The sequence below is a fragment of the Blastococcus sp. SYSU DS1024 genome (genome assembly GCF_054050795.1).
Map to the genome: position 1 here is coordinate 1 of NZ_JBJHAA010000008.1, position 23,050 is coordinate 23,050.

37 protein-coding genes are annotated in these 23,050 nt (G+C 70.7%); 2 read left to right on the top strand and 35 right to left on the bottom strand.

What is annotated here, in order from left to right:
- Window positions 1-757: 757 nt before the first annotated feature.
- The gene (gene fdhD / locus ACI79S_RS09165; RefSeq protein ID WP_456593140.1) at window positions 758-1,594 is read right to left on the bottom strand and encodes a formate dehydrogenase accessory sulfurtransferase FdhD; all 837 of its coding nucleotides are present in this window, start codon (window positions 1,592-1,594) and stop codon (window positions 758-760) included.
- Window positions 1,595-1,634: 40 nt separating this feature from the next.
- Between fdhD and mobA the strand changes: the two genes are divergently transcribed.
- Together mobA and ACI79S_RS09175 are read left to right on the top strand one after the other, a co-directional pair.
- Window positions 1,635-2,225 (top strand): molybdenum cofactor guanylyltransferase, encoded by a 591-nt coding sequence (mobA, locus tag ACI79S_RS09170; RefSeq protein WP_456593141.1) that lies wholly within the window; start codon window positions 1,635-1,637, stop codon window positions 2,223-2,225.
- A gap of 10 nt (window positions 2,226-2,235) precedes the next feature.
- Window positions 2,236-2,901 carry an SDR family oxidoreductase gene (locus ACI79S_RS09175; RefSeq protein ID WP_456593142.1) on the top strand — a complete coding sequence of 222 codons (666 nt, stop codon included), beginning with the start codon at window positions 2,236-2,238 and terminating at the stop codon, window positions 2,899-2,901.
- 45 nt (window positions 2,902-2,946) lie between these two features.
- On the opposite strand, the gene truA is transcribed toward ACI79S_RS09175, so the two are convergent.
- From truA to tuf, 34 genes are all read right to left on the bottom strand, one after another.
- A complete protein-coding gene (gene truA / locus ACI79S_RS09180; protein WP_456593143.1) occupies window positions 2,947-3,819 on the bottom strand; it encodes a tRNA pseudouridine(38-40) synthase TruA in 873 nt (290 codons plus the stop codon).
- 1 nt (window position 3,820) lies between these two features.
- A complete protein-coding gene (locus ACI79S_RS09185) occupies window positions 3,821-4,195 on the bottom strand; it encodes a hypothetical protein (RefSeq protein ID WP_456593144.1) in 375 nt (124 codons plus the stop codon).
- The gene (rplQ, locus tag ACI79S_RS09190; RefSeq protein WP_456593145.1) at window positions 4,192-4,800 is read right to left on the bottom strand and encodes a 50S ribosomal protein L17; all 609 of its coding nucleotides are present in this window, start codon (window positions 4,798-4,800) and stop codon (window positions 4,192-4,194) included. The genes ACI79S_RS09185 and rplQ overlap by 4 nt, the downstream gene beginning before the upstream one ends.
- 158 nt (window positions 4,801-4,958) lie before the next feature.
- On the bottom strand, window positions 4,959-6,035 hold the full coding sequence (locus tag ACI79S_RS09195) for a DNA-directed RNA polymerase subunit alpha (protein ID WP_456593146.1): 1,077 nt from the start codon (window positions 6,033-6,035) through the stop codon (window positions 4,959-4,961).
- A 116-nt stretch (window positions 6,036-6,151) separates the two neighbouring features.
- Window positions 6,152-6,778: a 30S ribosomal protein S4 gene (rpsD, locus tag ACI79S_RS09200; RefSeq protein WP_456590441.1), complete on the bottom strand. Its 627-nt coding sequence runs from the start codon at window positions 6,776-6,778 to the stop codon at window positions 6,152-6,154.
- A gap of 33 nt (window positions 6,779-6,811) precedes the next feature.
- Window positions 6,812-7,219, bottom strand: coding sequence for a 30S ribosomal protein S11 (gene rpsK, locus ACI79S_RS09205; protein WP_014377968.1), 408 nt, complete (start codon window positions 7,217-7,219; stop codon window positions 6,812-6,814).
- A gap of 99 nt (window positions 7,220-7,318) precedes the next feature.
- Window positions 7,319-7,699, bottom strand: a complete 381-nt coding sequence (rpsM, locus tag ACI79S_RS09210) for a 30S ribosomal protein S13 (RefSeq protein ID WP_456590442.1) — start codon at window positions 7,697-7,699, stop codon at window positions 7,319-7,321.
- A 14-nt stretch (window positions 7,700-7,713) separates the two neighbouring features.
- On the bottom strand, window positions 7,714-7,827 hold the full coding sequence (gene rpmJ, locus ACI79S_RS09215) for a 50S ribosomal protein L36 (protein ID WP_012950458.1): 114 nt from the start codon (window positions 7,825-7,827) through the stop codon (window positions 7,714-7,716).
- A gap of 67 nt (window positions 7,828-7,894) precedes the next feature.
- Window positions 7,895-8,116, bottom strand: coding sequence for a translation initiation factor IF-1 (infA, locus tag ACI79S_RS09220; protein WP_012950459.1), 222 nt, complete (start codon window positions 8,114-8,116; stop codon window positions 7,895-7,897).
- 272 nt (window positions 8,117-8,388) lie between these two features.
- On the bottom strand, window positions 8,389-9,246 hold the full coding sequence (map, locus tag ACI79S_RS09225) for a type I methionyl aminopeptidase (RefSeq protein ID WP_456593147.1): 858 nt from the start codon (window positions 9,244-9,246) through the stop codon (window positions 8,389-8,391).
- A gap of 40 nt (window positions 9,247-9,286) precedes the next feature.
- Window positions 9,287-9,904 (bottom strand): adenylate kinase, encoded by a 618-nt coding sequence (locus tag ACI79S_RS09230; RefSeq protein ID WP_456593148.1) that lies wholly within the window; start codon window positions 9,902-9,904, stop codon window positions 9,287-9,289.
- Window positions 9,904-11,214: a preprotein translocase subunit SecY gene (gene secY / locus ACI79S_RS09235; protein ID WP_456593149.1), complete on the bottom strand. Its 1,311-nt coding sequence runs from the start codon at window positions 11,212-11,214 to the stop codon at window positions 9,904-9,906. Before secY ends, ACI79S_RS09230 begins: the two co-directional genes overlap by 1 nt.
- Window positions 11,215-11,337: 123 nt before the next feature.
- Complete coding sequence (rplO, locus tag ACI79S_RS09240; RefSeq protein ID WP_456593150.1) at window positions 11,338-11,781, bottom strand: 50S ribosomal protein L15; 444 nt, start codon at window positions 11,779-11,781, stop codon at window positions 11,338-11,340.
- 17 nt (window positions 11,782-11,798) lie between these two features.
- Window positions 11,799-11,981, bottom strand: a complete 183-nt coding sequence (gene rpmD / locus ACI79S_RS09245; RefSeq protein WP_236825789.1) for a 50S ribosomal protein L30 — start codon at window positions 11,979-11,981, stop codon at window positions 11,799-11,801.
- 1 nt (window position 11,982) lies between these two features.
- Window positions 11,983-12,597, bottom strand: coding sequence for a 30S ribosomal protein S5 (gene rpsE, locus ACI79S_RS09250; RefSeq protein WP_026857030.1), 615 nt, complete (start codon window positions 12,595-12,597; stop codon window positions 11,983-11,985).
- A gap of 49 nt (window positions 12,598-12,646) precedes the next feature.
- Window positions 12,647-13,069: a 50S ribosomal protein L18 gene (rplR, locus tag ACI79S_RS09255; RefSeq protein ID WP_456593151.1), complete on the bottom strand. Its 423-nt coding sequence runs from the start codon at window positions 13,067-13,069 to the stop codon at window positions 12,647-12,649.
- Complete coding sequence (gene rplF, locus ACI79S_RS09260; protein WP_456593152.1) at window positions 13,069-13,608, bottom strand: 50S ribosomal protein L6; 540 nt, start codon at window positions 13,606-13,608, stop codon at window positions 13,069-13,071. The genes rplR and rplF overlap by 1 nt, the downstream gene beginning before the upstream one ends.
- Window positions 13,609-13,622: 14 nt before the next feature.
- Window positions 13,623-14,027: a 30S ribosomal protein S8 gene (rpsH, locus tag ACI79S_RS09265; protein ID WP_456593153.1), complete on the bottom strand. Its 405-nt coding sequence runs from the start codon at window positions 14,025-14,027 to the stop codon at window positions 13,623-13,625.
- A 168-nt stretch (window positions 14,028-14,195) separates the two neighbouring features.
- A complete protein-coding gene (locus ACI79S_RS09270) occupies window positions 14,196-14,381 on the bottom strand; it encodes a type Z 30S ribosomal protein S14 (protein WP_091929101.1) in 186 nt (61 codons plus the stop codon).
- Window positions 14,382-14,400: 19 nt separating this feature from the next.
- Entirely contained in the window at window positions 14,401-14,985 is a 585-nt protein-coding gene (gene rplE, locus ACI79S_RS09275) for a 50S ribosomal protein L5 (protein ID WP_456593154.1), read from the bottom strand.
- A gap of 5 nt (window positions 14,986-14,990) precedes the next feature.
- Window positions 14,991-15,338, bottom strand: a complete 348-nt coding sequence (gene rplX, locus ACI79S_RS09280; protein WP_456593155.1) for a 50S ribosomal protein L24 — start codon at window positions 15,336-15,338, stop codon at window positions 14,991-14,993.
- A 2-nt stretch (window positions 15,339-15,340) separates the two neighbouring features.
- The gene (gene rplN / locus ACI79S_RS09285; protein WP_305998210.1) at window positions 15,341-15,709 is read right to left on the bottom strand and encodes a 50S ribosomal protein L14; all 369 of its coding nucleotides are present in this window, start codon (window positions 15,707-15,709) and stop codon (window positions 15,341-15,343) included.
- A 215-nt stretch (window positions 15,710-15,924) separates the two neighbouring features.
- A complete protein-coding gene (gene rpsQ / locus ACI79S_RS09290) occupies window positions 15,925-16,227 on the bottom strand; it encodes a 30S ribosomal protein S17 (RefSeq protein ID WP_456593156.1) in 303 nt (100 codons plus the stop codon).
- Complete coding sequence (gene rpmC, locus ACI79S_RS09295; RefSeq protein WP_097194642.1) at window positions 16,224-16,457, bottom strand: 50S ribosomal protein L29; 234 nt, start codon at window positions 16,455-16,457, stop codon at window positions 16,224-16,226. Before rpmC ends, rpsQ begins: the two co-directional genes overlap by 4 nt.
- The gene (gene rplP, locus ACI79S_RS09300; protein WP_104527740.1) at window positions 16,457-16,873 is read right to left on the bottom strand and encodes a 50S ribosomal protein L16; all 417 of its coding nucleotides are present in this window, start codon (window positions 16,871-16,873) and stop codon (window positions 16,457-16,459) included. The genes rpmC and rplP overlap by 1 nt, the downstream gene beginning before the upstream one ends.
- Window positions 16,874-16,876: 3 nt before the next feature.
- Window positions 16,877-17,818 carry a 30S ribosomal protein S3 gene (gene rpsC, locus ACI79S_RS09305; RefSeq protein ID WP_456593157.1) on the bottom strand — a complete coding sequence of 314 codons (942 nt, stop codon included), beginning with the start codon at window positions 17,816-17,818 and terminating at the stop codon, window positions 16,877-16,879.
- A complete protein-coding gene (gene rplV / locus ACI79S_RS09310) occupies window positions 17,818-18,285 on the bottom strand; it encodes a 50S ribosomal protein L22 (protein ID WP_091929107.1) in 468 nt (155 codons plus the stop codon). The genes rpsC and rplV overlap by 1 nt, the downstream gene beginning before the upstream one ends.
- Before the next feature lie 20 nt (window positions 18,286-18,305).
- The gene (gene rpsS, locus ACI79S_RS09315) at window positions 18,306-18,587 is read right to left on the bottom strand and encodes a 30S ribosomal protein S19 (RefSeq protein WP_236825796.1); all 282 of its coding nucleotides are present in this window, start codon (window positions 18,585-18,587) and stop codon (window positions 18,306-18,308) included.
- Between the two features lie 23 nt (window positions 18,588-18,610).
- A complete protein-coding gene (gene rplB / locus ACI79S_RS09320) occupies window positions 18,611-19,444 on the bottom strand; it encodes a 50S ribosomal protein L2 (RefSeq protein WP_073421345.1) in 834 nt (277 codons plus the stop codon).
- 43 nt (window positions 19,445-19,487) lie between these two features.
- The gene (gene rplW / locus ACI79S_RS09325; protein ID WP_347058012.1) at window positions 19,488-19,790 is read right to left on the bottom strand and encodes a 50S ribosomal protein L23; all 303 of its coding nucleotides are present in this window, start codon (window positions 19,788-19,790) and stop codon (window positions 19,488-19,490) included.
- A complete protein-coding gene (gene rplD, locus ACI79S_RS09330) occupies window positions 19,787-20,563 on the bottom strand; it encodes a 50S ribosomal protein L4 (protein ID WP_456593158.1) in 777 nt (258 codons plus the stop codon). Before rplD ends, rplW begins: the two co-directional genes overlap by 4 nt.
- Window positions 20,560-21,225, bottom strand: a complete 666-nt coding sequence (gene rplC / locus ACI79S_RS09335; RefSeq protein ID WP_456593159.1) for a 50S ribosomal protein L3 — start codon at window positions 21,223-21,225, stop codon at window positions 20,560-20,562. The genes rplD and rplC overlap by 4 nt, the downstream gene beginning before the upstream one ends.
- A 15-nt stretch (window positions 21,226-21,240) precedes the next feature.
- Window positions 21,241-21,546: a 30S ribosomal protein S10 gene (gene rpsJ, locus ACI79S_RS09340; RefSeq protein ID WP_014377994.1), complete on the bottom strand. Its 306-nt coding sequence runs from the start codon at window positions 21,544-21,546 to the stop codon at window positions 21,241-21,243.
- Window positions 21,547-21,787: 241 nt separating this feature from the next.
- Complete coding sequence (gene tuf, locus ACI79S_RS09345; RefSeq protein ID WP_456593160.1) at window positions 21,788-22,981, bottom strand: elongation factor Tu; 1,194 nt, start codon at window positions 22,979-22,981, stop codon at window positions 21,788-21,790.
- Window positions 22,982-23,050 lie beyond the last annotated feature (69 nt).

Sequence of the window (23,050 nt, forward strand, 5' to 3'; positions counted from 1 at the left end):
TGGACCACGAGGGACCTCCTGGGGTCTGGATGGGTGCTTGGCGGCTCCCAAACAGAACCCGGAGGTCCCTCCTCACATCAAGACCGATCACTCACCACGCGGTGCACCAACCTGTCCGGGCAGTACACCTAGGCGTCGTGCCGCTCGGCGAGGTGCCGCGTGGCGACCGCGTCCAGCATGCGCTGCGCCCGCTCCACGTCCTCCTCGCGGACCAGGAGGAGCCCTGGCGAGGACGTGATGGCCGCCCCCCCCCCCCCCCCGGACGCCGCTGCACCACGGAAAGAGTGCTGAACAGCGCCCACCTGGCCCATTCCGGCCAGCGATCACCCCGGGACACGAACACCCGCTCGACGGTCGGCCACGGATAGTGCCGGAGAACCCTGGTCCCGCGCCGGACGATCAGCCCTGTGTCGTCCCACCCGACCGTGGTCCGTCCGGGCAGGAGCCGCCACGTCGCGGTTCGCGCGCATGCGAGGAGGATGATGATCGCGCAGACGAACGACACCACCTCCAGCGCGTCCGACGCTCCCGCCGCCGCGGCCGCCAGGCCCACGACGAGCACGACCCCCGCGATGGCACCGAAGGCGTGGAACGGCCGCCAGATCTCACGCAGGACGGGTCGAACGAGGATTCCGCCCTGTCGACCGTCGTCCCTCACACCCAGAGGATGGCAGTCGGCCACAGCGCCTGGCCCCTGACCCGGGTGGCGAACGATGTGGCCCCCCGCGTCGCAGCAGACGACGAAGCAGGTACCGGGTCAGCCGGCGTCCGGAAGGACGATCCGCTCGGGATGCGTGTAGACGTTGCAGCCGTCACCGCGCAGGAAGCCCACCAGGGTGATGCCCACCTCGCGGGCCAGCTCCACCGCGAGCGACGACGGCGCCGACACCGCGGCGAGCACCGGGATGCCCGCCATCGCCGCCTTCTGGGTCAGCTCGAAGCTCGCCCGGCCGCTGACCATCAGGACGTGCCCGGCAAGCGGCAGCCGGCCCGCCCGCACGCCGTCGCCGATCACCTTGTCCACCGCGTTGTGCCGGCCGACGTCCTCGCGCAGCGCGAGCAGCTCGCCGTCCGCGCCGAACAGCCCGGCAGCGTGCAGGCCACCGGTCTTGTCGAACACCTGCTGCTCGGCCCGGAGCCGGTCCGGCAGCGCCAGCAGCACCTCCAGGGGCAGCTGCGCGGCGTCAGCGGCGACGTCGAAGGAGGTCTTGGTGCGGATCGCGTCGATGCTCGCCTTGCCGCAGACGCCGCAGGAGCTGGACGTGTAGAAGTTCCGCTCCAGCCCCGTGTCGGGCATCGGCACACCGGGCGCCAGGTCGACGTCGACGACGTTGTACGTGTTGCGGCCGTCCGCGTCGACCGAGTCGCAGTAGCGCAGGCCCGCGACGTCGTCGGCGCCGCGGATCACGCCCTCGGTCGCCAGGAAGCCGTGCACCAGATCGAAGTCGTCACCGGGGGTGCGCATGGTGATCGCCAGCGCGGTGCCGCCCAAGCGGATCTCCAGCGGCTCCTCCGCGGCGACCGTGTCGGGCCGGGTGGTGTGCTGCGCGCCGCGGATGCGCAGCACCGGGGTGCGGCTGGTGACTCGTCCCACGCGGAGGACGGTACCCATGCCGTGCGCCTACCGTGTCGGCGTGGACGCGCTGCCCCCGTACTCGGCCGTGGTGCTGGCCGGCGGGCGGGCCGAGCGGCTGGGCGGGCAGCCCAAGCCCCAGCTCCGCGTGGGGCGCCGCACGATGCTGGCGGCCGTCCTCGACGCCGTCGGCGACGCGCGGCGGCGGATCGTCGTGGGGCCGGCGCAGGAGGTCCCCGGTGACGTCCTGCTGACCCGCGAGGCGCCGCCCGGCGGTGGGCCCGCCGCGGCGCTGCGCGCCGGCCTGGAGCGCGTGGAGACCGCCGTCGTCGTCGTCCTCGCCGCCGACCTGCCGTTCCTCACCGCCCACCTGGTCGGGGAGCTGCGCCGGCGCCTGCGCCGCGACGGCGTCCTGGTGGTAGACGGCACCGGCCGCGACCAGTTCCTGCTCGGCGCCTGGCGCGCGGACGCGCTGCGCGCCGCCGTGGGGGGCCCGGACCCCCCTCGGGCCCTGCACCGGGTGGTGTCCGGGCTCGCCGTCGACCGCTTCTCCCCGCCGACCAGCCCCGGCCGGCCCCCGCCGTGGCTGGACTGCGACACCCCCGAGGAGCTGGCGCGCGCCCGGGAGGTAGCCGGCACACCTCCCGGGTAGGGCCTGGCGCATGCGCATCGTCATCGCCGGGGCCCACGGGCAGGTCGCCCGCCGCCTCGGCCGTCTCCTGTCCGGCCGCGGCGACACCGTCGTCGGCCTCGTCCGCAACCCCGATCACCGGGCCGACCTCGAGGCCGACGGCGTGACGCCGGCGGTGCTCGACCTGGAGTCGGCGTCGCTCGACGAGGTCGCCGAGGTGCTGCGGGGCGCCGACGGCGTCGTGTTCGCGGCGGGCGCCGGCCCGGGGAGCGGGACCGCCCGCAAGGACAGCGTCGACCGGGGTGCCGCGGTGCTGCTGGCCGATGCCGCCGAGCGGGCGGGGGTGCGCACCTACCTGCTCGTCTCCTCCATGGGGACCGACCTGGTGGCCGGCGGTGCCGCACCCGACGGCATGGACGAGGTGTTCGCCGCCTACCTGCGCGCCAAGCTCGCCGCCGAGCAGGACCTGCTCGCACGCCCGGGCCTGGCGGTCACGGTGCTGCGCCCCGGTGGGCTCACCGACGGTCCCGGGACGGGCCGGGTCACCCTGGACCGGCACGTGGAGCGCGGCGAGATCCCGCGCGACGACGTCGCCGCCGTGCTGCTGGCGTTCCTGGACCACCCGCGCGACGGTGCGGTCGTCGAGCTCGTCGCGGGCGAGACGCCGGTCGAGGAGGCGGTCGCCTCCGTGCCCTGACCCAGCGCGGGTGGACCCGGGCCGCCGGCTCGACCGGCCCCGGCGTCACCCGCCGCGGCGGGCCCGGGTGACCGATGCGCGGGCGGCGAGCGCGGCGTCGGGCGGGTAGTCGACGGCGAGCAGCGTCAGACCGTGGGCCGGGGCCACCGGCACCTCGCTGGCCCGCTCGGTCCGCGACAGCAGCGCAGCGGGCCAGTCCAGCGGGCGCCGCCCCTCGCCCACCGCGATCAGCGCACCCACCAGGCTGCGCACCATCGAGTGGCAGAAGGCGTCGGCGGACGCGTCGATCCGCACCACCTGCGAGCCGTCGTCCGCCGCGGCGCGTGAGACGGCCAGCCGCAGGAGGGTGCGGATCGTCGTGGCCCCCTCGCGGCGCTTGCAGTAGGCGGCGAAGTCGTGCTCACCGAGCAGCAGCCCCGCCGCGAGATCCATGGCGGTGGCGTCGAGCCGGCGCGGCCAGGCCACCGTGTCGTTCCGGCGCAGCGGCGTCGGACCCGCCGGGTCGTCGGTCAGCCGGTACGCGTAGTGGCGGGCCAGCGCGCCGAAGCGCGCATCGAAGTCGGGGTGGGCCTCGGTCACCGAACGGACCACCACGTCCGGCGGCAGGACGCCGCGGAGCCGCCGGACCAGCTTGGCGGCCTGCTGCTCCCACAGCCCCCGCGGGACGTCGCAGTGGACGACCTGGCCGGTGGCGTGCACGCCGGCGTCGGTGCGGCCGGCGACGGTGAGGTCGACGTCGCGGCGCAGCACCGTGGCCAGGCCCCGCTCCAGCTCGTCCTGGACGGTGCGCATCGCCGGCTGGCGGGCCCAGCCGTGGAAACCGGTGCCGTCGTACTGCACGGCCAACCGGAGACGGACGAGCCCGCCACCGGGGTCGGTGGCGGGCTCGTCCGTGCGCTGCTGATCGCTCAGCGGCACGTCACTTCGGGTCCGGGGCGGCGTCGCCGCCCTGGTACTGCTGGCTCGCGGTCGCGGCGTCCCCGAGCTCGGCGGCCTGGACCTCCGCGGCGGCGGCGCGGGCCACCTCGGGCGAGAGCGCCGGGTCGTCCACCACGGCCGCGTTCTCGCGCTGCGGCTCGGGCGTCACGTCGCCGTCGTCCTGCCGGTCTCCGTCGGGGTTGAAGACGTCGGTGACGATCTCCTGCGCCTCGTCGGTGACGCTGCCGTCGGTCACGGCCGGCGAGGTGTCGCCGCCGGGGCCGGTGGTCTCACCCTCGAACGTGGCCCCCTGGTCCCCGCCACCGGCGGAGACGCCGGCCGCGCCTGCGCCCGTCACGTCCTCGGGCGAGCTCATCGGGCGTCCGCGTCCCCGGCGTCGGCAGCGGTCTCGCCGGCCGCCTCCTCGGCGACCTCGTCGGCCGCGGCGTCCTCGGCGACGGAGGTCTCCGCGGCAGCGGACTCGTCAGCCGGGGTCTCCTCGGCGTCGGTCGTCTCGACCGCGTCGGCGGTGACCTCACCAGCGGCCGCGGCGGCGCCGGCACCGGTGGCGAACTGGGTGCCACGGGCGCGCTCGGCCTCGCCGACGGCCTGCTGGCCGACGGTCAGGGCCTCGACCAGCTCGATGACCGCCATCGGGGCGTTGTCGCCCTTGCGGGGACCGACCTTGGTGATGCGGGTGTAGCCACCGGGCCGGTTCTCGTAGCGAGGACCGATCTCGGCGAAGAGGGTGTGGACGACGTCCTTGTCACGGATGGTCGTCATCACCTGACGACGGGCGTGCAGGTCACCGCGCTTGGCGAAGGTCACCAGCTTCTCGGCCAGCGGACGCAGCCGCTTGGCCTTCGCCTCGGTGGTGGTGATCCGCCCGTGCTCGAACAGCGAGGTGGCCAGGTTGGCCAGCATCAGCCGCTCGTGCGCGGGGGAGCCGCCGAGACGGGGGCCCTTGGTGGGGGTGGGCATGTCGGTCCTTCCTCAGGCGGCCGGGCGCTCGCTGCCGGCTGCATCCGTGGTGGTGCTGTCGTCCTTGCTGCGGTGGGGCTGCACTGCTCTCGCGTCAGTGTCGCGCGCCCCACGGCGGGGCCGGACGGCGGGGCTCCCCGCCGTCCGGCCCGCACCGGTCAGAGCTGCTCGGTCTCCTGGTAGGAGCCCTCGTCGTACTGCGCCTGGTCGTAGCCGGCCGCGTACTCGCCCGTGCCCTGGTAGGCGTCGGTCTCGTAGCCCTCGTCGTAGCTCTCGATCGAGGTCGGGATGAACCCGGGCGGGCTGTCCTTGAGCGCCAGACCCATCGCGGCCAGCTTCATCTTGACCTCGTCGATCGACTTGGCCCCGAAGTTCCGGATGTCGAGCAGATCGGCCTCGGAGCGGGTGACGAGCTCACCGACGGTGTGCACGCCCTCGCGCTTGAGGCAGTTGTAGGACCGGACGGTGAGGTCCATGTCCTCGATCGGCATCGAGAAGTTGGCGATGTCGGCGGCCTCGGCCGGGCTGGGCCCGACCTCGATGCCCTCGGCGTCGATGTTCAGCTCGCGCAGCAGCCCGAAGAGCTCGACCAGGGTCGACCCGGCCGACGCGATCGCGTCGCGCGGGGCGATGGAGGGCTTGGTCTCCACGTCCACCACGAGCCGGTCGAAGTCCGTGCGCTGCTCGACGCGGGTCGCCTCGACGGCGTAGGTGACCTTGAGGACCGGCGAGTAGATCGAGTCGACGGGGATGCGGCCGATCTCCTGGCCCGGCTGCTTGTTCTGCGGGGCCGGCACGTAGCCGCGGCCGCGCTCGACGACCAGCTCGACCTCCAGCCGGCCCTTGCCGTTCAGGGTGGCGATGTGCAGCTCGGGGTTGTGCACCTCGACGCCGGCCGGCGGCGCGATGTCCGCGGCGGTGACCTCACCCGGGCCCTGCTTGCGCAGGTACATGGTCACCGGCTCGTCGGAGTCGGAGCTGACGACCAGGCCCTTGAGGTTGAGGATGATCTCGGTGACGTCCTCCTTGACGCCCGGCACGGTCGTGAACTCGTGCAGGGTGCCCTCGATGCGGATGCTGGTGACAGCGGCACCGGGGATGGACGACAGCAGCGTGCGCCGCAGGGAGTTGCCGAGGGTGTAGCCGAAGCCCGGCTCGAGCGGCTCGATGACGAACCGCGAGCGCTGCTCCGAGATCGTCTCCTCGGTCAGCGTGGGGCGCTGTGCGATGAGCATTGCCTGTCTCCTTCAGGTCCTCCGGCACCCGCCATATGACGCCGTGAGGGGTGGTGCGGGCTCCGGCGGGCATCTGTCCGCCCGCCGGAGCCGGTGGTGCTGTGGTGCTGTGGTGCTTACTTCGAGTACAGCTCGACGATCAGCTGCTCCTGGACCGGGGTGTCGATCACCTGGCGGGCCGGGATGCCGTGCACGAGCACGCGCAGCTGGGTGCTGATGACCTCCAGCCACGGCGGCACGGGGCGCTCGCCCGCCCGGGCCTGGGCCACCTCGAACGGCATCATGGTGCGCGACTTCTCGGCGACCTCGATGATGTCGTTCTCGCTGACCCGGTAGGACGGGATGTCGACCTTGCGGCCGTTCACCCGGATGTGGCCGTGGCGCACCAGCTGGCGCGCCATGTCGCGGGACTCGGCGAAGCCGGCCCGGTAGACCACGTTGTCCAGCCGCGACTCGAGGATCTGCAGCAGGACCTCGCCGGTCTTGCCCGTCTTGCGGTTGGCCTCTTCGTAGTAGCCGCGGAACTGCTTCTCCAGCACGCCGTAGATGCGGCGGGCCTTCTGCTTCTCACGCAGCTGCAGCAGGTACTCGCTGTCCTTGCTGCGGCCCCGGCCGTGCTCGCCCGGCGGGTACGGCCGGATCTCGATCGGGCACTTCGGGGACTCGCACTTGCTGCCCTTGAGGAACAGCTTCATCTTCTCGCGCCGGCACATGCGGCAGTCGGCTCCGGTGTAACGGGCCACGTCTATCTACCTCTTCGTCTCGTCAGTGACCGGTCAGACCCGGCGGCGCTTCTTGGGGCGGCAGCCGTTGTGCGGCTGCGGGGTGACGTCCTGGATCTGCCCCACCTCGAGGCCGGTGGCCTGGAGCGAGCGGATCGCGGTCTCGCGGCCGGAGCCGGGACCCTTCACGAAGACGTCCACCTTGCGCATGCCGTGCTCCTGCGCCTTGCGGGCCGCGTTCTCGGCGGCCATCTGCGCGGCGAAGGGGGTCGACTTGCGGGAACCCTTGAAGCCGACGTGACCGGCGGAGGCCCAGCTGATCACGTTCCCGTTGGGGTCGGTGATCGAGACGATCGTGTTGTTGAACGTGCTCTTGATGTGCGCAGCACCGTGAGCGACGTTCTTCTTCTCCTTGCGGCGGACCTTCTTGGCGCCGGCCGCGGCGCGAGCCCTGGGAGGCATGAGTCTGTCGGATTCCTTCTCTTCGTGGCCTAGAGAGGCAGCACGCGTGCGCGCCGACGCTCCCCCCTCACGGGATCTGCGGCGACGCGCTCTCGCGGCTTACTTCTTGCCGGCCTTCTTCTTGCCGGCGATGGTCTTGCGCGGGCCCTTGCTCGAGCGCGCGTTGGTCTTGGTGCGCTGACCGTGCACCGGGAGCCCGCGGCGGTGCCGCAGCCCCTGGTAGCAACCGATCTCCACCTTGCGACGGATGTCGGCGGCCACCTCGCGGCGCAGGTCACCCTCGACGCGGAAGTGCTCGTCGATGTAGTCGCGCAGCTTCAGCAGGTCCTCGTCACTGAGGTCCTTGGCGCGCAGGTCGGGGTTGACGCCCGTTGCGGCCAGGGTCTCCTTGGCGTGGTGCTTGCCGATGCCATAGATGTAGGTGAGCGCGATCTCCATCCGCTTCTCGCGGGGCAGGTCGACGCCAGCCAGTCGTGCCATGTTCAGGTACTCCCTCAGCCCTGGCGCTGCTTGTGCCGGGCGTTGTCGCAGATGACCATGACCCGGCCGTGCCGGCGGATCACCTTGCACTTGTCGCAGATCTTCTTCACCGACGGCTGGACCTTCACCGGTGCCGCCCCTCATTCCTCGAAATCGATGTGCCCGGACCGCGCACGCTGTGCGGGCCCGCGACGGTCACTTGTAGCGGTAGACGATGCGACCGCGGGTCAGGTCGTAGGGCGAGAGCTCCACGACCACGCGGTCCTCGGGCAGGATGCGGATGTAGTGCTGCCGCATCTTGCCGCTGATGTGGGCGAGCACCCGGTGCCCGTTCTGCAGCTCGACCCGGAACATCGCGTTGGGCAGCGGCTCGACGACGCGACCCTCGACCTCGATGGCCCCGTCCTTCTTCGCCATGCCCTACACGCACTCCTTGACTCGGTGGTACTGGTTCCTCTGCGCGGCCACGCCGGTCACCGGCTGGACGCGCTCGGACATTGCAGATCGGGTGGTGCCGGCGCTCTCGCAGAGGGCGCTCCGCGTCATGCGGCCACAGCACGACGACGGAACGGCGCTAGCGCCATCGGCAACTGTACCGCGCTGCGGCGTGCCGCTCCAACCCGGCCCTGGTGACTGCCGTCATGGCCCGTCCACCGACCCGGTGGGCGGAGCGGAGGGTGGCGCCGTGCTCAGCTGCGAGGGGTGATCCCGAACGGCGCCAGACCGGCGAGGCCCCCGTCCTCGGCGGTGAGCACCCACGGACCCTCCGGCGTGATCGCGACCGTGTGCTCGAAGTGCGCCGCACGCGACCCGTCCTTCGTGACGACGGTCCAGCCGTCCTCGAGCTCCACGGTGGCGGGGTCGCCGACCGTCACCATGGGCTCGATCGCGAGCGCGAGCCCCGGCACGAGCTTGGGCCCACGGCCCGGCCGCCCGTAGTTCAGCACGTGCGGGTCCTGGTGCATCTCGGTGCCGATGCCGTGCCCGCCGTAGTGGTCGACGATGCCGTACGGATGACTCTCGGCACGGATCGCCTGCTCGACCGCGGAGCTGATGTCGGTCAGCCGGCCACCGGCGACGGCGCGGGCCAGCCCCGCCCACATCGAGCGCTCCGTGACGTCGAGAAGCGCCGCGTCCTCGGCGGACGGCTCCCCCACCGTCAGCGTCACAGCGGAATCCCCGTGCCAGCCGTCCAGGATGGCCCCGCAGTCGATCGAGATGTTGTCACCCGACGCGAGCGCCCGGTCCTTGTGCGGGATGCCGTGCACGATCTCGTCGTTGATCGATGCGCAGATGCTCCCGGTGAACCCGTGGTACCCGAGGAACGACGGGACCGCGCCCGCGCTGCGGATGTGGTCCTCGGCGATCGCGTCGAGCTCACCCGTGGTGACCCCCGGGCGGATGGCGGCCCGGACCGCCGCGATCGCCCCCGCGACGACGAGGCCGGCGCCCCGCATCAGCTCGATCTCGTGCGGCGTCTTGATCTGGATCATGCGTCCACTCCACTTCGCGAGCAGCGGGAGCCGGCTGAGGATCCCTGCCGTCATCTGTGCCGCCACTCCTCCGCACGGGACACCGCGCGGTACCTCAGGCCGGGGTGGGAACCCCTGCGGTCCCCGGACCGTCGTCCCCGCGCAGGGCGCGCAGTGCCCGCTCGGTGACCTCCTCGACCGGACCGATCGCGTCGATCCGCGCGAGCAGCCCCTCGTCCTCGTAGAAGCCCGACAGCGGGGCGGTCTGTTCCCGGTAGACCTTGAGCCGGTGGCGCACCGTCTCGGGCTTGTCGTCGTCCCGCTGGACCATCTCACCGTCCACGAGCATGCGGCGACCCGACAGCCGGCGGACCAGCTCCTCCTCGTCCACGACGAGTTCCAGCACCCGGTCCAGCCCGTGACCGAGGTCGGCGAGCGACGAGCGCAGCTGCTCGGCCTGGGCGATGGTGCGCGGGAAGCCGTCGAGCAGGAAGCCCGACGCCGCATCGTCCTCGGCCAGCCGGTCCTTCACCATCGCGACGGTGATCTCATCGGGGACGAGGTCGCCGGCGTCCATGTAGACCTTGGCCTTGCGGCCGAGCTCGGTCTGCCCGCTCACGTTCGCCCGGAAGATGTCGCCGGTCGAGATCGCGGGGACGCCGAGCTTGGCGGCGATGATCTGCGCCTGGGTGCCCTTGCCCGCTCCGGGAGGGCCCAGGAGGACGACGCGCACTACTTCAGGAACCCTTCGTAGTTGCGCTGATTCAGTTGCGTCTCGATCTGCTTCACCGTCTCCAACCCCACTCCGACCATGATCAGGACAGCGGTCCCACCGAACGGGAAGTTCTGGTTCTGCCCCTCCTGCGTGATCGACAGGAAGAGGTTCGGCAGGACGGCGACCAGACCCAGGTAGATCGACCCCGGAAGCGTGATCCGGGACAGCACGTACTGCAGGTACTCGGCGGTGGGCCGCCCCGGCCGGATGCCCGGGATGAAGCCGCCGTAGCGCTTCATGTCGTCGGCCCGTTCCTCCGGGTTGAACGTGATCGACACGTAGAAGTACGTGAAGAAGATGATCATCGCGAAGTAGATCGCGACGTGCACCGGGCTGCTCTGGTCGATCACGTAGTTCTCGAAGAACCGGCGCACCGCACCGGTCTCGCTGCCCTGCAGCTGGGTGACGAGCTGGGGCAGGTACAGCAGCGACGACGCGAAGATGACCGGGATGACGCCGGCCTGGTTCACCTTCAGCGGCAGGTAGGTCGACGTGCCGCCGTACATCCGGCGGCCGACCATCCGCTTGGCGTACTGCACCGGGATGCGGCGCTGCGCCTGCTCGACGTAGACCACGGTGCCGATGATCACGACGGCGAAGGCGCACACGACGGCGAAGACGATGCCGCCGCGGGTCTGCAGGATGGAGCCGCCCTCGGCCGGGATCCGCGCGGCGATCGAGGTGAAGATCAGCACGGACATGCCGTTGCCGATCCCCTTCTCGGTCAGCAGCTCGCCGAGCCACATGATCAGCGCGGTGCCGGCGGTCAACGCGATCACCAGGACGATCGTCGTCCAGACGGACTCCGACGGGATGATCTCCTCGCTGCAGTTCGGGAACAGCTGCCCGCTGCGGGCGAGGGCGATGATGCCGGTGCTCTGCAGCACGGCCAGCGCGATGGTGAGGTAGCGGGTGTACTGGGTCAGCTTCGCCTGACCCGACTGCCCTTCCTTCTTCAGCTGCTCGAAGCGAGGGATCACCACCACCAGCAGCTGCACGATGATGCTCGCGGTGATGTAGGGCATGATCCCCAGCGCGAACACGCTCAGCCGGAGCAGTGCCCCGCCGGAGAACAGGTTCACCAGCGAGTAGATGTCCCGCTGGTCGGAGGCCTGGGCCTGCTCCAGACAGCTGTTGATCGCCTCAACCGAGACGCCCGGCCCGGGGACCGCCGCCCCCAGCCGGTAGACGGCGATGATCGCCAGGGAGAACAGCAGCTTGCGCCGGAGATCTGGCGTCCGGAACGCCGCGGCGAACGCCTGCAGCACGTGCCCTCCCCTGTTCGGTCGAGTGAGGTTAGCAATCGGCCCGCCCCGCGAGGGCGCAGGGCGGGCCGATGGTGACCCCCGCGGGCCCCGCCGCGAGCGTGCGGTGGGGCAGGGGGTCCTTGCTCAGATGCGGGTGGTGCTGCCTCCGGCCGCAGCGATCTTCTCCGCCGCCGAGGCGGAGAAGGCGTTCGCGTGCACGTCGACCTTGACCCCGCCGAGGTCCCCGGTGCCCAGCACCTTGACCGGCTGGCCACGGCGCACGGCGCCGGCGTCGGCCAGCGTGTCCGGGTTGACCGGACCCCCCTGCGGGAAGAGCGCCGCGATCCGGTCGAGGTTGACGACCTGGAAGACGACCTTGTTGTTGTTCTTGAAGCCCGAGAGCTTCGGCAGCCGCATGTTCAGCGGTGTCTGCCCACCCTCGAACCGCGCGGAGACGGTGCCCCGCGCGCCGGTGCCCTTGGTACCGCGCCCGGCCGTCTTCCCCTTGGAGCCCTCACCGCGACCCACGCGGGTCTTCTTGGTGTGGGCGCCGGGAGCCGGACGCAGGTGGTGGACCTTCAGTGTCATCGGAGTCTTTCCTCAGCTCAGCTGATCTCTTCGACGGTGACCAGGTGGGGCACCGTCGCGACCATCCCGCGGATCTCGGGACGGTCCTCCTGCACGACCGAGTCGTTGATCTTCTTCAGGCCCAGCGAGCGCAGCGTCTGGCGCTGGTTGGGCTTGGTGCCGATCGCGGACTTGACCTGGGTGACCTTCAGCTGCGCCATCTCAGACCCCCTGACCCGCACGCGCACGCAGCATGGCGGCCGGGGCGACGTCCTCGAGGGGCAGACCGCGGCGGGCCGCGATCTCCTCGGGGCGGACGAGGTCCTTCAGCGCCTGCATGGTGGCGTGCACGATGTTGATCGGGTTCGACGAACCGAGGCTCTTGGAGAGCACGTCGTGGATCCCGGCGCACTCGAGCACGGCGCGCACCGGCCCACCGGCGATCACACCGGTACCGGGGCTGGCCGGCTTGAGCAGCACGACGCCGGCCGCCGCCTCACCCTGCACGGGGTGCGGGATGGTGCTGGCGATGCGCGGCACCTTGTAGAAGTGCTTCTTGGCCTCCTCGACGCCCTTGGCGATCGCCGCGGGCACCTCCTTGGCCTTGCCGTAGCCGACGCCCACGGTGCCGTCACCGTCGCCCACGATCACCAGGGCGGTGAAGCTGAAGCGCCGACCACCCTTGACGACCTTGGACACGCGGTTGATCGCCACCACGCGCTCGATGTAGTTGCTCTTCTCGGCGGGAGCGCCTCCGGGGCCCCGCCCGCCGTCACGACGGTCGCGGCGGTCGTTGCCGCCGCCGGCGCCGCCGCCGCGTCGCTGTGGTCCTGGCATCAGACGTCCCTCTCGATCTGCTCGCTCGTGCTGGTGCGGTGGGTGGTCATCAGAAGTCCAGCCCACCCTCGCGGGCACCGTCGGCCAACGCGGCGATGCGCCCGGCGTAGCGGTTGCCGCCGCGGTCGAAGACGACCGCCGTGATGCCGGCGGCCTTCGCCCGCTCAGCAACCAGGGCACCCACCTGGCGGGCCAGGGCGGACTTGTCGCCCTCGGCGCCACGCAGGCTGGCGTCCATGGTCGAGGCGCTCACCACGGTGCGGCCGACGGTGTCGTCGACCACCTGCACGTGGATGTGGCGCGAGCTGCGCTTGACCACCAGGCGCGGACGCTCCGGCGTGCCGGAGACCCGCTTGCGCAGCCGGTTGTGCCGACGCAGCCGCGAGACGCGCCGCGCCGTGCTGATGTCGGTGCCGACGGGCTTGCGGCCGCCGGCGGTCTTCCCGTTCGTGGGAGCAGTTGCCTGAGCCATCACTTACCCGTCTTCCCGACCTTGCGCTTGACGACCTCGCCCTGGTACCGCACGCCCTTGCCCTTGTACGGGTCGGGCTTGCGGATCTTACGGATCTTGGCCGCCACCTCACCGACCAGCTGCTTGTCGATCCCGCTGACCCGCAGGCGGGTCGGGGACTCGACCGCGAAGGTGATGCCCTCGGGGGCCTTCACCGGCACGGGGTGGCTGTAGCCCAGGGCGAACTCGAGGTCCGAGCCGCGCGCCTGGACGCGGTAACCGACACCGACGATCTCGAGGGTCTTGGTGTAGCCCTCGGTGACGCCGGTGACCATGTTGGCGATCAGAGTCCGCGAGAGCCCGTGCAGGGCGCGGTTCTGCCGCTCGTCGTTGGGGCGCTGCACCCGCAGCGTGCCGTCCTCGTCGCGCTCGACGGTGATCGGCGCGGCGACCGTGTGGCGAAGCTCGCCCTTGGGTCCCTTCACGCTGACCGTCTGACCGTCGATGGCGACGTCGACACCACCGGGCACGGCGATCGGGAGTCGTCCGATCCGTGACATTGTCGTTCGCTCCCTTACCAGACGTAGGCGAGGACTTCCCCACCCACGCCCTTCTTGTTCGCCTGCTTGTCGGTCAGCAGCCCCGTCGAGGTCGAGATGATCGCGACGCCGAGGCCGCCGAGCACCTTGGGCAGCGCCGTCGACTTCGCGTACACCCGCAAGCCCGGCTTGGAGACCCGGCGGACCCCGGCGATGCTCCGCTCGCGGTTCGGGCCGTACTTGAGGTCGACCACCAGCTGCTTGAACGGCTTGCCGTCGGCGTCGGTCTCGTCGACGCGCCACCCCGCGATGTAGCCCTCCTGCTGGAGGATCTCGGCGATGTGCGTCTTGAGCTTCGACGACGGCATGACCGCGGAGTCGTGGTACGCCTGGTTGGCGTTGCGCAGACGCGTCAGCATGTCTGCGATCGGGTCGGTCATGGTCATGACGTAGTGGTGCCTCTCTCGCCGCGGTTCCTCGTGCGCCGGGTCGTCGGGGACTTGGCGCCGGGCCTCTCGGCGATCGGTGGTGCTACTGAAAGGGATGGAACGGGCCGGCCGCAGGGACCCAGGGCGCGCGGAGCGTGTCCTGGGGAGCGGCCGGGTCCTTCACCAGCTGGACTTGCGCACGCCCGGGAGCTCCCCGGCGTGGGCCATCTCCCGCAGGCAGATCCGGCACAGGCCGAACTTGCGGAAGACCGAGTGCGGGCGACCGCACCGCTGGCAGCGGGTGTAGCCACGCACCTTGAACTTCGGGGTGCGGGCCGCCTTGTTGATCAGCGCCTTCTTGGCCATCTCTTCTCTCCTGCCCGGCTCAGCGGACGGTCGTGACGACGGGCTGGCCGGCGAAGGGGAAGCCGAGCTGGCGGAGCAGCTCGCGACCCTCCTCGTCGGTGGTCGCGGTGGTGACCAGCGTGATGTCCATGCCGCGGGGGCGGTCGATCTTGTCGACGTCGATCTCCCGGAACATCGACTGCTCGTTCAGCCCGAACGTGTAGTTGCCGTGGCCGTCGAACTGCTTGGGGTTGAGGCCGCGGAAGTCGCGGATGCGGGGCAGCGCCAGCGACAGCAGGCGGTCCAGGAACTCCCACATGCGGTCGCCGCGGAGGGTGACCTTCGCGCCGATGGGCATGCCCTCGCGCAGCTTGAACTGCGCGATGGACTTCCGGGCCCGGACGACGGCCGGCTTCTGACCGGTGATGGCGGTGAGGTCGCGGACCGCGCCGTCCATCAGCTTGGCGTCGCGGGTGGCCTCGCCGACGCCCATGTTGACGACGATCTTCGTCAGGCGCGGGATCTGCATGACGTTGTCGTAGCCGAACTCCGACTGGAGGGCCGGCGTGATCGTCTCGCGGTAGTGGGCGAGCATGCGGGGCAGCTCACGGGTGGGTGCGCTCATGAGGTTCAGAGGTCCTTACCGGTGCGCCGCGAGACCCGGATGCTGCGGCCTTCCTCGTCCTTGCGGTAGCCGACCCGGGTCGGCTTCTCCTCGGAGTCGACCACCATCACGTTGCTCACGTGGATGGGCGCCTCCTGCGTGACGATCCCGCCCTGCTGGGCGCCGCGCTGGGTCGAGCTGATGCGGGTGTGCTTGCGCACGCGACCGACACCCTCGACGAGGACCCGCTGGAGCTTGGGGTAGGCGGCGATGACGCGGCCCTTGGCTCCCTTGTCCTTGCCGGCGAGCACGAGGACGGTATCGCCCTTCTTGACCTTCATCGACGGCGTCTTGCCGTTGCTGGCAGCAGCCATGATCACAGCACCTCCGGGGCGAGCGAGATGATCCGCATGAAGCGCTTGTCGCGGAGCTCCCGGCCGACGGGCCCGAAGATGCGCGTCCCGCGCGGGTCGCCGCTGTCGCGGATGATGACCGCGGCGTTCTCGTCGAAGCGGATGTAGGAGCCGTCCGGACGACGGCGCTCCTTCACGGTGCGGACGACGACGGCCTTGACGACGTCGCCCTTCTTGACGCCGGCACCGGGCAGCGCGTCCTTCACGGTGCCGACGATGATGTCGCCGATGCCCGCGTAGCGTCGCCCGGAGCCGCCGAGCACCCGGATGCAGAGGATCTCCTTCGCACCGGTGTTGTCGGCGACGCGCAGCCGCGACTCCTGCTGGATCACGTCCTACTCCCAAAAATTTGTGGTGACAGCCGGGCCGGAACGGTGAACCGGCTGTCCGGCACTCGCGTGCGGACGCACCGGCGGCAGATGCCGCCGGTGCGTCCGAAGCACGGGTACCGGGATGTGGCGCACGACCCCTCAGAGCACCGAGGCGCGCGCCAGTCGTTCAGCGTACTCCTACCTGCGGCGACCCTGCCGGGCCGCCTCGTGCTGGCTTACTTGGCCTTCTCGATGACCTCGACCAGCCGCCACCGCTTGGTGGCCGACGTCGGCCGGGTCTCCATGATCTGCACGCGGTCACCGACGCCGGCGACCCCCTGCTCGTCGTGCGCCTTCAGCTTGCTCGTCCGGCGGATGACCTTGCCGTACAGGCCGTGCTTCACGCGGTCCTCGACCTCGACGACGATGGTCTTCTCCATCTTGTCGCTGACGACGAGGCCCTCGCGGACCTTCCGGTAGCCACGGCCGGCCAGGCCTGGCCCGGTCGACGTAGCGCTCACCGTCTGGGGTTCGCTCATGCCACACCCTCGTTCGGGGCGACCGAGAGACCCAGCTCGCGCTCGCGCATGATCGTGTAGATCCGGGCGATGTCGCGGCGGACGGTCTGCAGTCGCCGGTTGTTGTCCAGCTGGCCGGTGGCCACCTGGAACCGCAGGTTGAACAGTTCTTCCTTCGACTCGCGCAGCCGCGAGGCGAGCTCGTCAGCAGAGAGCTCGCGCAGCTCGGGAGCGGTCAGACCGGCGGCCATCACACTTCTCCTTCACGCGTGATGAAGCGGCACTTCATCGGCAGCTTGTGGATCGCGCGACGCATGGCCTCGCGGGCCACGGGCTCGGCGACCCCGGACAGCTCGAACAGCACGCGGCCGGGCTTGACGTTGGCCACCCACCACTCGGGCGAACCCTTACCGGAACCCATGCGGGTCTCGGCCGGCTTCTTCGTCAGCGGACGGTCCGGGTAGATCGAGATCCACACCTTTCCGCCACGACGGATGTGCCGGGTCATCGCGATACGCGCCGACTCGATCTGCCGGTTGGTGACGTAGGCCGGCTCCAGGGCCTGGATGGCGAACTCACCGAAGTTGATCTCGGTGCCACCCTTGGCCCGGCCGGAGCGGCTCGGGTGGTGCTGCTTGCGGTGCTTGACGCGCCGTGGGATGAGCATGGCTCAGCTCTCCGTGTTCTCGGTCGCCGTGTTGTCGGCAGCCGTGGTCTCGGCGGCCGCGGTGGCCTCGGGACCCGCGGCCTGAGCGATGGTCTGCTCGGTCGCGGACTCGCCGGAGGTCTGCGCGACGGTGCTCTCGGCAGCCGCCGTCGTGGTGTCGGCGACCGGCCCGGTGGAGGACTCGACGGCGGCGCGGCCGGCCTCGGTGCCACCGGCGGTGGTGCCCGAGGAGCCCGAGCGGCGCTGGGGCCGCTGAGCGCGCTCACGCCGCTGCTGACGCTGGGCGAGGGCCTCGAGGGCCTCCCGCTCGGCGCGCGAGCCGCTGACGTCGCCCTTGTAGATCCACACCTTGACGCCGATGCGACCGAAGGTCGTGCGGGCCTCGTAGATGCCGTAGTCGATGTTCGCCCGGAGGGTGTGCAGCGGCACGCGGCCCTCGCGGTAGAACTCCGAACGGCTCATCTCGGTGCCGCCGAGGCGACCCGAGCACTGCACCCGGATGCCCTTGACCTGCGGGCTGCGCTGCGCGGACTGCATCGCCTTGCGCATGGCACGACGGAAGCTGACCCGGCTGGAGAGCTGCTCGGCAACGCCCTGGGCTACCAGCTGCGCATCGGACTCGGGGTTCTTGACCTCGAGGATGTTCAGCTGCACCTGCTTGCCGGTGAGCTTCTCCAGCTCGCCGCGGATGCGGTCGGCCTCGGCGCCGCGGCGGCCGATGACGATGCCCGGGCGGGCGGTGTGGATGTCGACGCGGACCCGGTCACGGGTGCGCTCGATCTCCACCTTGGAGATGCCGGCCCGCTCCATGCCCTTGGACATGAGCTTGCGGATCGCGACGTCTTCCTTGACGTAGTCCTTGTACAGCTTGTCCGCGTACCACCGGGACTTGTAGTCGGTGGTGATCCCGAGCCGGAACCCGTGCGGGTTGACCTTCTGACCCACTATCGGGTCCCTCCCCTCGTGTTGCTGGTGGACTGCTGGGTGGCCGGGCCGGACTGGCCGGTGTCCCGGCGCGCCTTGCGCGACTTCTGCGCGAGGACGGCGCTGCTGGCCACCTCGCTCACCTCGATGGTGATGTGGCTGGTCCGCTTGTTGATGCGGAACGCCCGGCCCTGCGCACGCGGACGGATCCGCTTGAGCGTGGGGCCCTCGTCGACGTAGGCGGCGCTGACCACGAGTGCAGCCGGGTCCAGCTGCAGGTTGTGCTCGGCGTTGGCCACCGCGCTGGCGACGACCTTGGCGACCGGCTCGCTCGCCGACTGCGGGGCGAAGCGCAGCAGCGCCAGGGCCTCGTCGGTCGGCAGGTAGCGGATCAGGTCCACCACGCGGCGGGCCTTCATGGGGGTCACGCGGACGAACCGGGCCGTAGCCCGGGCGACCGGCGCCTCCTGTCCCAACTGGGAAGTCATCTGAATCTCTCTCTACCTGGTCAGCCCCGCCGCGAGCGGCGGTCGTCCTTGACGTGCCCGCGGAAGGTGCGCGTGGGCGCGAACTCCCCGAGCTTGTGCCCGACCATCGCCTCGGTGACGAACACCGGGACGTGCTTGCGGCCGTCGTGCACCGCGAGGGTGTGGCCGAGCATGTCCGGGATGATCGTCGAGCGGCGTGACCAGGTACGGATCACGTTCTTGGTGCCCTTGGCGTTCTGGGCGTCCACCTTGGCGAGCAGGTGGTCGTCGACGAACGGGCCCTTCTTCAGGCTGCGTGGCATATCTGTCGGACTCCTCTACCCGCTCAGCGCTTCTTGTTGGTGCGCCGGCGGCGCACGATCAGGGCGTCACTTGCCTTCCGCTTGCGCGTCCGGCCCTCCGGCTTGCCCTTCGGGTTCACCGGGTGGCGACCACCGGAGGTCTTGCCCTCACCGCCACCGTGCGGGTGGTCGACCGGGTTCATGGCGACACCACGGACGGTCGGGCGCTTGCCCTTCCACCGCATGCGGCCGGCCTTGCCCCAGTTGATGTTCGACTGCTCGGCGTTGCCCACCTCGCCGACGGTCGCGCGGCAGCGCACGTCGACGTTGCGGATCTCGCCCGACGGCATGCGCAGCTGCGCGAAGCGACCCTCACGGGCGACCAGCTGGACGCTGGTCCCCGCGGAGCGGGCGATCTTCGCGCCGCCACCGGGACGGAGCTCGATGGCATGAACCACGGTGCCGACCGGGATGTTCCGCAGCGGCAGGTTGTTGCCCGGCTTGATGTCGGCCGCGGGGCCGCACTCCACCGTGTCGCCCTGCTTCAGCCGCGCCGGCGCGATGATGTAGCGCTTCTCGCCGTCGGCGAAGTGCAGGAGCGCGATCCGCGAGGTGCGGTTCGGGTCGTACTCGATGTGCGCGACCTTGGCCGGCACGCCGTCCTTGTCGGCACGACGGAAGTCGATCACCCGGTAGGCGCGCTTGTGGCCGCCGCCCTGGTGGCGAGCGGTGACCTTCCCGTGCACGTTGCGCCCGCCACGACCGTGCAGCGGTCGGACCAGCGACTTCTCGGGGTGGTCTCGCGTGACCTCGGCGAAGTCGGCGACGCTGGAGCCGCGGCGGCCCGGCGTCGTCGGCTTGTACTTGCGGATAGCCATTGCTGACTCAGTCCTCTATCTCTGGTCCGAACGGTCACGGCGCTCAGGCGCCGGGACCACCGAAGATCTCGATGCGGTCGCCGGCAGCCACGGAGACGATGGCGCGCTTGGTGTCCTTGCGCTTGCCCATCTGGGTACCCCGGCTGCGCTTGCGCTTGCCCTGGCGGTTGATCGTGTTCACGCCGAGGACCTTCACCTTGAAGATCTGCTCGACCGCGATCTTGATCTGCGTCTTGTTGGCGTCCGGCCGCACGATGAACGTGTACTGGTTGCCGTCGAGCAGGCCGTAGCTCTTCTCGGAGATGACCGGGGCGAGCAGGACGTCCCGGGGGTCGCGGACGCTCATGCCTTCTCCTCGGTGGTCTCTTCGACGGTGCCCTCGCCGGCGGCGGGGGCGATGGACGGGATGCCACCCGGCGTCTCGTGGGTGGCGAGGTCGGGCAGGTCGGCGCCGGAGCGCTTGCCCTTGGCCGGACCGGCGACGAACTCGGCCAGCGCCGCCTCGGTGAAGATCACCTCGTCGGAGACCAGCACGTCGTACGTGTTGAGCTGGCCCGCCTCGATCAGGTGCACCTCGGGGACGTTGCGCAGGCTGACCCAGTTGAGGACGTCCTCGCGGTCGAGGACCACCAGGACCCGCTTGGCCTGGGTGACGGCGTTCAGCGTGGCCAGCGCGGCCTTCGTCTTGGGGGCGTCGCCGTCGACGAACGCGGAGACCACGTGCACCCGGCCGTCGCGGGCCCGGTCGGAGAGGGCCCCGCGGAGCGCGGCGGCCTTCATCTTCTTCGGGGTCTTCTGCTCGTAGTTGCGCGGCTGCGGGCCGTGGACGATCCCACCACCGGTGAACTGCGGCGCGCGGATCGAGCCCTGGCGGGCCCGACCGGTGCCCTTCTGGCGGTACGGCTTCGCGCCACCGCCGGCGACCTGACCCCGCGACTTGGTGGCGTGGGTGCCCTGGCGGGCAGCCGCCAGCTGCGCGACGACGACCTGGTGCATGAGGGAGACGTTCGCGCTGGCGTCGAAGAGCTCACCGGGCAGCGTCACGCTGCCGGAGGTCTCCCCCGCCGGGGTGCGGACGTCGACCTGGCGGTCGGTGCGCGTCTCGGTCGATGAGGTCACTTGTCGTCACTCCCCACGGGACCGCCCTTGACGGCCGAACGGACGAGCACGAGGCCGCCCTTCGGACCGGGGATGGCGCCCTTGATCAGCAGCAGACCCCGCTCGGTGTCCACCTTGTGGACGACGAGCGACAGGGTCGTGGTCTTGACCGCACCCATGCGGCCGGCCATGCGCAGGCCCTTGAAGACCCGGCCCGGCGTCGACGCGCCACCGATGGAACCCGGCGACCGGTGCTTGCGCTGGGTGCCGTGCGAGGCGCCGAGGCCCTTGAACCCGTGGCGCTTCATGACACCGGCGGTGCCCTTGCCCTTGCTGGTGCCGATGACGTCGACCTTCGCGACGCCGTCGAACACCTCGGTGGTCAGCTCCTGGCCGACCGTGTAGCTCCCCGCATCGGAGGTGCGCAGCTCCACCAGGTGACGCCGCGGCGTCACGCCCGCCTTGGTGAAGTGCCCACCCTCGGGCTTGTTCACCTTGCGCGGGTCGATCTCACCGAACCCGAGCTGGACGGCGGAGTAGCCGTCGACCTCGGGGGTGCGCACCTGGGTCACCACACACGGGCCCGTCTTGACGACGGTCACCGGCACGAGGCGGTTGTTCTCGTCGAAAACCTGGGTCATCCCCAGCTTCTCGCCGAGGAGACCACGGAATGTGCTCGCCATGTCTGCTGACTGCCCTTACTGAATGTTGACGTCGACCGAGGCCGGCAGGTCGATGCGCATGAGCGCGTCCACCGTCTTCGGCGTCGGGTCGAGGATGTCGATGAGCCGCTTGTGGGTCCGCATCTCGAAGTGCTCGAAGGAGTCCTTGTACTTGTGCGGAGACCGGATCACGGCGTACACGTTCTTCTCCGTCGGCAGCGGCACCGGACCGACGACGCGCGCTCCGGTCTTCGTCACCGTCTCCACGATGCGCCGCGCCGAGGCATCGATCGCCTCGTGGTCGTAGGCCTTCAGCCGGATGCGGATCTTCTGTCCCGCCATCGCCTGTTCTCGCTCCTGCCGATCGGTTGTGAAAGATCAAGTGGGTCTGCTGACCCGGTGGGTCTGGGACCCGTGCGGGCCCGGGCGGCGTGGCGCCCGGGGCCCATGGCCGGGGGGGGGGGGGGGGGGGGGGGGGGGGTGGGGGGTTGTGGGGTGGGGGGGGGGGGGGGGGGGGGGGGGGGGGGGCGGGGGGGGGGGGGGGGGGGCGCCCCCCCCCCCCCCCCCCCCCCCCGTCAGGGTGTTACTTGAGGATCTTGGTGACGCGGCCGGCGCCCACGGTGCGGCCACCCTCGCGGATGGCGAACCGCAGACCCTCCTCCATGGCGATGGGCTGGATGAGCTCCACCGTCATCTCGGTGTTGTCGCCGGGCATGACCATCTCGGTGCCGGCGGGCAGGGTCACGACGCCGGTCACGTCCGTCGTCCGGAAGTAGAACTGGGGACGGTAGTTGTTGAAGAACGGCGTGTGACGGCCACCCTCGTCCTTCGAGAGGATGTAGACCGAGCCCTCGAAGTTGGTGTGCGGGGTGATCGAGCCGGGCTTCACGACGACCTGGCCGCGCTCCACGTCCTCGCGCTTGATGCCGCGCAGCAGCAGACCCACGTTGTCGCCGGCCTGACCCTGGTCGAGCAGCTTGCGGAACATCTCGACGCCGGTGACGGTCGTCTTCGTCGAACCCTCGCGGATACCGACGATCTCGATCTCCTCGGAGACCTTGACGATGCCGCGCTCCACGCGACCGGTCACCACGGTGCCACGACCGGTGATCGTGAAGACGTCCTCGACGGGCATGAGGAACGGCTTGTCGATCTCACGCTCCGGCTCGGGGATCGCCGAGTCGACGGCGTCCATGAGCTCCATGAGCTTGTTGCCCCACTCGGCGTCGCCCTCGAGGGCCTTCAGCGCCGACACGCGGATCACGGGGACGTCGTCGCCCGGGAACTCGTACTCGCTGAGGAGCTCGCGGACCTCCAGCTCGACGAGCTCGAGGATCTCCTCGTCGTCGACCATGTCGGCCTTGTTGAGCGCCACGACGATGTAGGGGACGCCGACCTGGCGGGCCAGGAGGACGTGCTCCTTGGTCTGCGGCATCGGGCCGTCGGTGGCGGCCACGACCAGGATCGCGCCGTCCATCTGCGCGGCACCGGTGATCATGTTCTTGATGTAGTCGGCGTGCCCGGGGCAGTCGACGTGCGCGTAGTGCCGGTTCTCGGTCTGGTACTCGACGTGCGCGATCGAGATCGTGATGCCACGAGCCTTCTCCTCGGGCGCCTTGTCGATCTGGTCGAACGCCGACGCCTCGTTGAGCTCGGGGTACTTGTCGTGCAGGACCTTGGTGATCGCCGCGGTCAGCGTCGTCTTCCCGTGGTCGATGTGCCCGATGGTGCCGATGTTGACGTGCGGCTTGGTCCGCTCGAACTTGGCCTTGGCCACTGGGTTCCTCTCCTCGTGGTTACGCAGGTGGTGCGTGCTCTGGGGTGGGGGCTGTGCTCGGGAGCTCGC